Genomic DNA, 6,947 nt, shown 5'->3' on the forward strand with positions numbered 1-6,947 from the left:
TGATACCTTCTTGTTCCCCTTCTGAACCGAAGAAGACTCAAGCTCAGCAACGCGCTCCTCAAGATCCGCGCAGCAATTACCGCCATAGCTCTGCGCACTTGCAGGCGCGGCACTCAAAGCAAAAGCACCAAGCCCAAGCGCTGCCGCAATCGCTACGCGGCTAGATGTTCTCGTAAGTCCCCCAAACATCTCCATGTCCTTCCCCCGTTTCTTGGTTGCTCCGCCGAGCGCGCTAGCTGCGCGAGTCGCGGAAAACTCGGATCATTTATACGTCGTGTGACCGCGACGATAAATCGCGAAACGCTCAGTTCGTGCCGATTTTGACTCTCTTGTGACATTTTAGTCTCGGTCTTCCCAAGTCGCGCCCGAAGCGCGGCCGGCTTCTATCGGAGACTTAGGGACTCGTTAACCCTTATGCACTGTAAAACAACGACTTGATCTTCTACGATCGTTTGCGGAACAGGGGGACCGATATGATCGCGCACGAACGAGAGTGCAGCATTTCGCGGATCAAACCGGCAACTTCAGAGGGCAATGAGCGGAGTTTCGCGCAAACATGCGGCGACGCTGCATTGCATATGGCCCAAGCCCGAATGGCGTTGGACGGCGAATCGCTCGACACCAGCCAGGCGATGACGCACCTCGATGCGGCAATCTCCTGCCTTCAAAGGATATCGCGCCGCTGTTCGCCAGATTTGGCCGAGGTGAAGAGCAGCGTTTTGGCATTTCAGCCTGCTCGGAACAGGAAGTCCGCCTAGCCTGCTTCCAGCCAGAATTCAGGTTCGGCCGGGGACAACCGCCCGCCTAGGCGAACCGGTGCGATGGCGCTGGCCAGCCCCGTGCCGTCGTCAACCTCAATTGCAACGCCACAAACCGTTGCATCTCCCTTGGACGGTGCGAACCTGCGCAAGGGGATTTGGCTGAGGAACCGGCTGATCGGCTCTTGCTTCTCCATGCCCAGGACAGAATCGAAATCCCCGCACATTCCAGCATCGCTGATGTAGGCAGTGCCGCCCGTGAGAATCTGGTGATCGGCCGTGGGGACATGAGTATGTGTGCCGACGACGGCGGTTACCCGCCCGTCGATAAAGTGTCCCAGAGACTCCTTCTCCGACGTGGCTTCCGCATGAAAGTCGATCAGGATCGCATCGGTTCCCGTTTTGAGCGGGCATGCCCCCACTTGTTCTTCGATCGCTCGGAAGGGATCGTCCATATGCGCCATGAAGACACGGCCCATGGCATTCACGACGAGGACATCTGCGCCATTGGCTGCTTTGAAGAGGCCCGCACCTTTTCCCGGTGTCCCTGCAGGGAAATTTAGGGGTCGCAGCAGCCTATCGTACCTCTCGATAAAGACGAGCGCCTCGCGCTGGTCCCACACATGGTTGCCGGTGGTCACTACGTCGGCTCCTGCGTCCAGGAGCTCGTTGAGGATGACTTCAGTGATTCCGAAGCCGCCTGCTGCGTTCTCGCCGTTCACCACAACGAAATCGGCGCGGTAGCGCTCTCGCAGTTTCGGCAACATCTCCAAGACGGCTACTCGACCGGCGCGGCCGACCACATCCCCTAAGAAGAGAAGACGCACGAGCCCGTCCGTATCCGAGAGGGGTTAAGCATCCATAGGTCAATACAGAATTGTTGCTTAGGCCGCCACCCTAGGGAGTGGAGGGGCCGCGGTGGCCGTCGGAGCGCAGATCCCGGGTGTCCCTACTCAAGTAGGTGGGCGCCGAGTGACAAAGACCACGATCCCCGTCAGGGTCAGCTCCCATAGGATCTTATAGGGCCCTGGAATAAATGCTCCTAACGCACCCCGCAGCCCGAACCAAATATATTAGGGCGTCGAAGGCCATTGGAATAGGGGTCGCAGAAACGATATCGCCGAGCGCCCTTGCGTCAGTGGCCACCGCTAGAACTGTCGGTCAGCCGCGTGTTTAGGCGCTCAAGCCGCGAAGCCGCATCGCCAATCTTGGCGAATAGCTGTGCTTCAATGGACCGCGCATTCTCGTCCGAATTCGATTTGTCGCGCCGTGCCTCGGCCAATTGCGCCCGAAGGTTCTCTACGTCGGCCCGCAGCGACCACAGCTCATCCGCAATGAAAAGCGAAGCCATAAGCATAAGGCGGTCGTCACCAACTTGGCCGAATTTCTGCCGCATATCGTCCACATGCGACCCAATATACTGTGCCATCTCGGCAAGATGACTCTCTTCGCCTTCGTTGCATTCGAGCCGGTAAGTTCGGCCGTTCAGCGTCACAACGACTTGCCCCATTTGATGCTCCTAGCCTCCTACCAGCCCGCGCCTAACCTAACCCTGCATCGCGGGCGCTATGTCTTTTAGGGCTCTCATTACGGCGTCGAGACGTTCCGCCACTTCGTCGTTCGCGGCCTTCAAGCGTTGCGCGCGGTTGCGTTCAACCGCAAGTTCAGCCACGAGTTGATCTCGCTCCTCGGTCAGAAACTTAACTTGCTCGCGCAGTTCAACGATCTCGGCCGACGGGGCCTTGCCTCGGTCATCGGCAAGAACTTGAGCAAGATGCACTTCAAGTACGTCCAAAGCCGCATCAAAGCGCGCCAAGGGATCGCTTGGGTCCAGTTTCATCACGGTTTGCGCCATCACAGTCGCCCTCCCCGCCAGGCGTCATCGATCATCGCGAAAGCCAGCTGTCTCGGAAGCCATGTTCCACATATGGAACAGTTAGCTGGCTGATTATGTGGTGACGCCATGTTCAAACGGAAAGGGCGCGCCCACAACCCTCTTCTCACGCAACGCTGTGCAAAGTTTGACAGTCCGGCGATGCCTATGATTTGAGAAAGCACCTTAGGACCCGAGCTATCGCAACATTTGGCGCCCCCTGCGTCGACACCGGAAATGTCTAAACTGAAGCCCCGCTGCCGCCTGTATCTGCAGGTAGCGGCACCCTTTCTGGCCAAAAAGACCGCGCAACTCTCCCAGGCTTTGTCGGAGCTTGGGCCGGCCTGCGTGCTCATTTCTGGAAACAACGAGCCGCTCGAGACTGGTATCCTTGACAGCCTAATTGACCGAATTCAGGGCGCCGGCGCTGCCTGTCTTATCGAAAACAGCATTGAAGCGTCTGTCGAACTAGGCGCTGACGGAGTGCACATTGCGGCCGATAAGTCCCTGTATAGCGAAGCGCGCAACGTGCTCGGCGAAAGTGCGAATATTGGCGTGGCTTGCGGCCTGGTGCGGCATGACGCCATGGAGCTGGCGGAGTTAGGTGCAGACTATGTGGCGTTCACCTCATCCGGCTCGCAAGATGCTGCGGCCGAATTTGACGCCCTGTCGGAGACGATCGCGTGGTGGTCGGAAATCTTCGTGGTGCCATGCGTCGCGTGGGACATTGCGGCCGTGTCACGAGCCGCTGCTCTAGCAGAGCTTGGTGTGGATTTTATCGCACCACCGTCGACGATCTGGGAGCGCGAAGACGCCCTGACTTTCCTGCGCGACATGGATCGGACCATCGGAAGTATTCGGAGAGAGGCATGAGAAAATTCCGCGTTGGTGTCACGACGCTGATACTGGGTATCCTGGTGCAAATGTCCCACCCCGGGACAGCGCTCGCTGAGGAGAGCGCCGCCTACGTCGCGTTCGCTGCTGGAAAATACAAGACCGCGCTTGAACTTGCGCAAAAGGAGGCCGAGGCGGGCTCGAAGGAAGCTTACACGCTCATTGGCGAGATGTACTCTGGCGGCCTCGGGGTGTCGCAAGATTATGCAAAGGCTGCCAACGCATACGCCAAAGCTGCCGATCTCGGCGACACCAACGCGGCGTTTTCCTTGGCGCTATTGACGACGAAGGGGCTGGGCGTGCGCAAAGACTCCCGCATGGCAGCCAATCTGTTCGAACAGGCGGCCAATGAGGGAAACCCGGCCGCCCAATACAATCTCGCTCTGATGTTTCTGCAAGGGCAAGGACGTCCGGCGAACGAAGCCAAGGCCGCGGAATGGATGGCCAAGGCGGCCGAGAGCGGCAATACGCAAGCGCAGTACGATCTTGGGGCCTTTTATCAGTTCGGACGCGGGGTTCCTCTTGATGAGAAGAAAGCCGCCGAATGGACCGGCAAAGCCGCAGATGCTGGCTTGCCTGCCGCACAGGTCGAGTACGCCACGATGCTGTTCAAGGGACGCGGCGTGGACGTGGACCAAGAAAAAGGCGCCAAGCTCTTCTCCCTAGCCGCGCAGAAAGGCAACCCTGTCGCTCAGAACCGTCTAGCGCGTCTCTACGCTAACGGCCTCGTTTTCCCTCTCGATCTTGTCGAAGCGGCCAAATGGCACCTCATCGCGCGCCGTGCAGGCGTCAGCGACTTTTCCCTCGATATCGCGTTGACGAAATTAACCTCGGAGCAGCGCGCTGCCGCCGAACGCTTCGTTGACGCCTATGAAGGAGCGACCATCAGCGAAGTGAAGCCACCCATCGAGCCCGCGCCCACTCTTGACAGCGGCCAGAACGCGAGTGTTAAAGCCAGCCCAGAGGCTCAGACGACTTCGCCCCAGCCATCGAGGCCGAGTGGCCCGCCCGGCACCACACAGTCCAAAACACAGACCACGACACAACCCAAAGGCACTCCGTAAGGAACCCCATGAAGATCAACGGCAACGAGATCCGGCCTGGCAACGTTATTCAGCACAAAAACGGCCTTTGGGTCGCGGTTAAGACGCAAGCCGTGAAGCCCGGTAAAGGTCCAGCCTACGCGCAGGTGGAGCTAAAGAACTTGATCGACGGCTCCAAACTCAACGAGCGCTTCCGCTCCTCCGAAACGGTGGAGCGCGTCCGCTTAGAGCAGAAGGACCACCAGTTCCTCTTCGCAGAAGGCGATATGCTGACGTTCATGGATCTGGAGTCTTACGATCAGATCCAAATTCCGCAGGATCTTCTGGAAGATCGAGCAGCGTTTCTCCAAGATGGCATGACCGTCATGGTCGAAAGCCACGAAGGACGACCTATTGGCGTTGCCCTCCCCGACCAGGTCACTCTCGAAATCGTTGAAGCCGATCCTGTGGTGAAGGGCCAGACTGCCGCATCGTCTTACAAACCGGCCAAGCTCGAAAACGGCGTGCGCGTGATGGTGCCGCCCTTTATCGAGGCCGGCGAAAAGATCGTGGTAGACACGAATGAACTGACCTATGTCCGCCGCGCGGAGTCATAAGACAGCTCAGCTTCAAACAGGGCACATAAGCTGGATGGTTCATCGTTTGGTCTGCTCGACCTCACACCTTCAGAGGCCAATCCATCAATGGCTTTAAAGATCTAGAGGCATCAGGAGCCCATGCCCGCGTCGGCGTTGATGAACGTAATGATCGGTGCCGCCCGCAAGGCGGGCCGCAGCCTCGCGCGCGACTTCGGCGAGGTCGAAAATCTGCAGGTCTCGGTGAAGGGACCGGCGAATTTCGTCACCGCAGCCGATCTGCGCGCGGAGGAGATCATCTTCGCCGAACTCTCCAAGGCGCGGCCCGGCTATGGCTTTCTGATGGAGGAGCGCGGGGAGGTCGAAGGCGCCGATCGAACGCATCGTTGGATCGTGGACCCACTCGACGGTACGACCAATTTCCTGCACTCGATACCTATTTTTGCCGTCGCAATCGCACTTGAGCGAGAGGGCGAGCTTGTCGCTGGCCTGATCTACAATCCTGTGATGAACGAGACCTTCACTGCCGAAAAGGGCCAGGGTGCTTTTCTCAACGACCGGCGCATCCGCGTCGCGGCACGCGCGGAGCTGGGAACAGCTGTCATCGGCACCGGCGTGCCCCACAGCGGGCGCCCGGGCCACGAACAGTTTCTGAGGGAAGTGAGGGCGGTGATGGCGTCCAGCGCCGGCGTCCGACGGACCGGCTCTGCTGCTCTGGATCTTGCGTGGACGGCAGCCGGCCGCTTCGACGGGTTCTGGGAGAGCAATTTGCGCCCTTGGGACATGGCCGCCGGGATAATCCTCACGAAAGAGGCGGGCGGCTATGCGACCGACATGAACGGGAAGGACAAAATCTTCGAGACAGGGAGCATCGTCGCCGGCAACGAGACAATCCAATTGAAGCTGCTCAAGATCTTGAAGTCCGCGAATGCGCCAGCGCCCTCTCCGGCGAAGACTGGGTAGCGGTACTGCCGCCTTCAGACTACCGTTTTGCCCGCCAAACTATTCAGGTACTGTCAATTTTAGGCAAATCTGAAGAAAATCGAGCGAGGACATTGAGCTTAGAACGCTCGAAAATAAGCGCTGGCGTATAAAGCTGGCTAGCCGCCGTACAAGGACCCTGGCAGAGAACTATGGCACGCAAGACCTATCGAACTCAGCTCTCGCGCCCGCAGATCTTTCTCTGGCGCATGTCGCTCTTTCTAGTTCTCGCTGTCCTGCTGGCGATCATCTTGGACGGTCAGACCGGCCAACTCAGGTCCAGCTTCATGGCCAATCCTGGACTGAACGGGCTGATCATTGGCGTTCTGATCGTGGGCTGCGTTTATGCATTCCGCCAAGTCTTGAGGCTCTATCGCGAGATCAACTGGGTCAACAATTTCAGCATCACGGATGCCAGTCCGACAAAGACAAATCCGCCCGTGCTGCTCCTACCGATGGCCACCATGTTGAGAGATACGACTGGGCACCTCAGCCTCGAAACAGGCTCGGCGCGTACATTGCTGGACTCGGTCGCCTCTAGGCTGGACGAGCAGCGCGAGACCACGCGCTACCTTGTTGGCCTGTTGGTGTTCCTCGGCCTTCTCGGGACCTTTTGGGGACTGCTGACAACCGTGAGCTCCGTAGGCAACACAATCGGCGCGCTGGACACGAGCGGCGACGAAAGCGTGCTTCTGTTCGATCAACTCAAAGAAGGCCTTGCTGGACCTCTTTCGGGCATGGGTATTGCCTTCTCGTCATCGCTTTTCGGGCTGGCCGGGTCTCTTATTCTCGGCTTTCTCGATCTGCAAGCAGGCCACGCGCA

The 6,947-nt window shown here is 58.7% G+C and carries 7 protein-coding genes, 1 other RNA gene and 2 pseudogenes; 5 read left to right on the top strand and 5 right to left on the bottom strand.

Going from position 1 to position 6,947, the window contains the following annotated elements; genetic code table 11:
- The 5 genes and pseudogenes from AC33YF_RS12145 to AC33YF_RS12165 all read right to left on the bottom strand — a co-directional run.
- Positions 1-195 (bottom strand): annotated as a pseudogene (locus AC33YF_RS12145) (porin); the annotation flags it as partial.
- A 559-nt stretch (positions 196-754) separates the two neighbouring features.
- Positions 755-1,585: a TIGR00282 family metallophosphoesterase gene (locus AC33YF_RS12150; RefSeq protein ID WP_491777472.1), complete on the bottom strand. Its 831-nt coding sequence runs from the start codon at positions 1,583-1,585 to the stop codon at positions 755-757.
- Between the two features lie 79 nt (positions 1,586-1,664).
- Positions 1,665-1,822: non-coding RNA, 6S RNA (gene ssrS, locus AC33YF_RS12155), on the bottom strand.
- A gap of 71 nt (positions 1,823-1,893) precedes the next feature.
- Complete coding sequence (locus tag AC33YF_RS12160) at positions 1,894-2,268, bottom strand: cell division protein ZapA (RefSeq protein WP_491777473.1); 375 nt, start codon at positions 2,266-2,268, stop codon at positions 1,894-1,896.
- A 36-nt stretch (positions 2,269-2,304) separates the two neighbouring features.
- Positions 2,305-2,613: a DUF4164 family protein gene (locus tag AC33YF_RS12165; RefSeq protein ID WP_491777474.1), complete on the bottom strand. Its 309-nt coding sequence runs from the start codon at positions 2,611-2,613 to the stop codon at positions 2,305-2,307.
- Positions 2,614-2,868: 255 nt separating this feature from the next.
- On the opposite strand from AC33YF_RS12165, the gene AC33YF_RS12170 reads away from it, so the two are divergent.
- The 5 genes and pseudogenes from AC33YF_RS12170 to AC33YF_RS12190 form a co-directional block, all read left to right on the top strand.
- Positions 2,869-3,504, top strand: coding sequence for a thiamine phosphate synthase (locus tag AC33YF_RS12170; RefSeq protein ID WP_491777475.1), 636 nt, complete (start codon positions 2,869-2,871; stop codon positions 3,502-3,504).
- Positions 3,501-4,589, top strand: a complete 1,089-nt coding sequence (locus AC33YF_RS12175) for a tetratricopeptide repeat protein (protein ID WP_491777476.1) — start codon at positions 3,501-3,503, stop codon at positions 4,587-4,589. Before AC33YF_RS12170 ends, AC33YF_RS12175 begins: the two co-directional genes overlap by 4 nt.
- An 8-nt stretch (positions 4,590-4,597) precedes the next feature.
- A complete protein-coding gene (efp, locus tag AC33YF_RS12180) occupies positions 4,598-5,164 on the top strand; it encodes an elongation factor P (RefSeq protein WP_491777477.1) in 567 nt (188 codons plus the stop codon).
- 120 nt (positions 5,165-5,284) lie between these two features.
- On the top strand, positions 5,285-6,106 hold the full coding sequence (locus AC33YF_RS12185) for an inositol monophosphatase family protein (RefSeq protein ID WP_491777478.1): 822 nt from the start codon (positions 5,285-5,287) through the stop codon (positions 6,104-6,106).
- 170 nt (positions 6,107-6,276) lie between these two features.
- A pseudogene (locus tag AC33YF_RS12190) lies at positions 6,277-6,947 on the top strand (flagellar motor protein MotA); the annotation flags it as partial.

The sequence above is a fragment of the Methyloceanibacter sp. genome, from assembly GCF_058506495.1.

Excerpts from the sequence above, each read along its gene's own strand:
- AC33YF_RS12185 (WP_491777478.1), top strand. The coding sequence starts at position 5,285 with ATGCCCGCGTCGGCGTTGATGAACGTAATGATCGGTGCCGCCCGCAAG.
- AC33YF_RS12170 (WP_491777475.1), top strand. The coding sequence starts at position 2,869 with ATGTCTAAACTGAAGCCCCGCTGCCGCCTGTATCTGCAGGTAGCGGCA.
- efp (WP_491777477.1), top strand. The coding sequence starts at position 4,598 with ATGAAGATCAACGGCAACGAGATCCGGCCTGGCAACGTTATTCAGCAC.
- AC33YF_RS12165 (WP_491777474.1), bottom strand. The coding sequence starts at position 2,613 with ATGGCGCAAACCGTGATGAAACTGGACCCAAGCGATCCCTTGGCGCGC.
- AC33YF_RS12175 (WP_491777476.1), top strand. The coding sequence starts at position 3,501 with ATGAGAAAATTCCGCGTTGGTGTCACGACGCTGATACTGGGTATCCTG.
- AC33YF_RS12160 (WP_491777473.1), bottom strand. The coding sequence starts at position 2,268 with ATGGGGCAAGTCGTTGTGACGCTGAACGGCCGAACTTACCGGCTCGAA.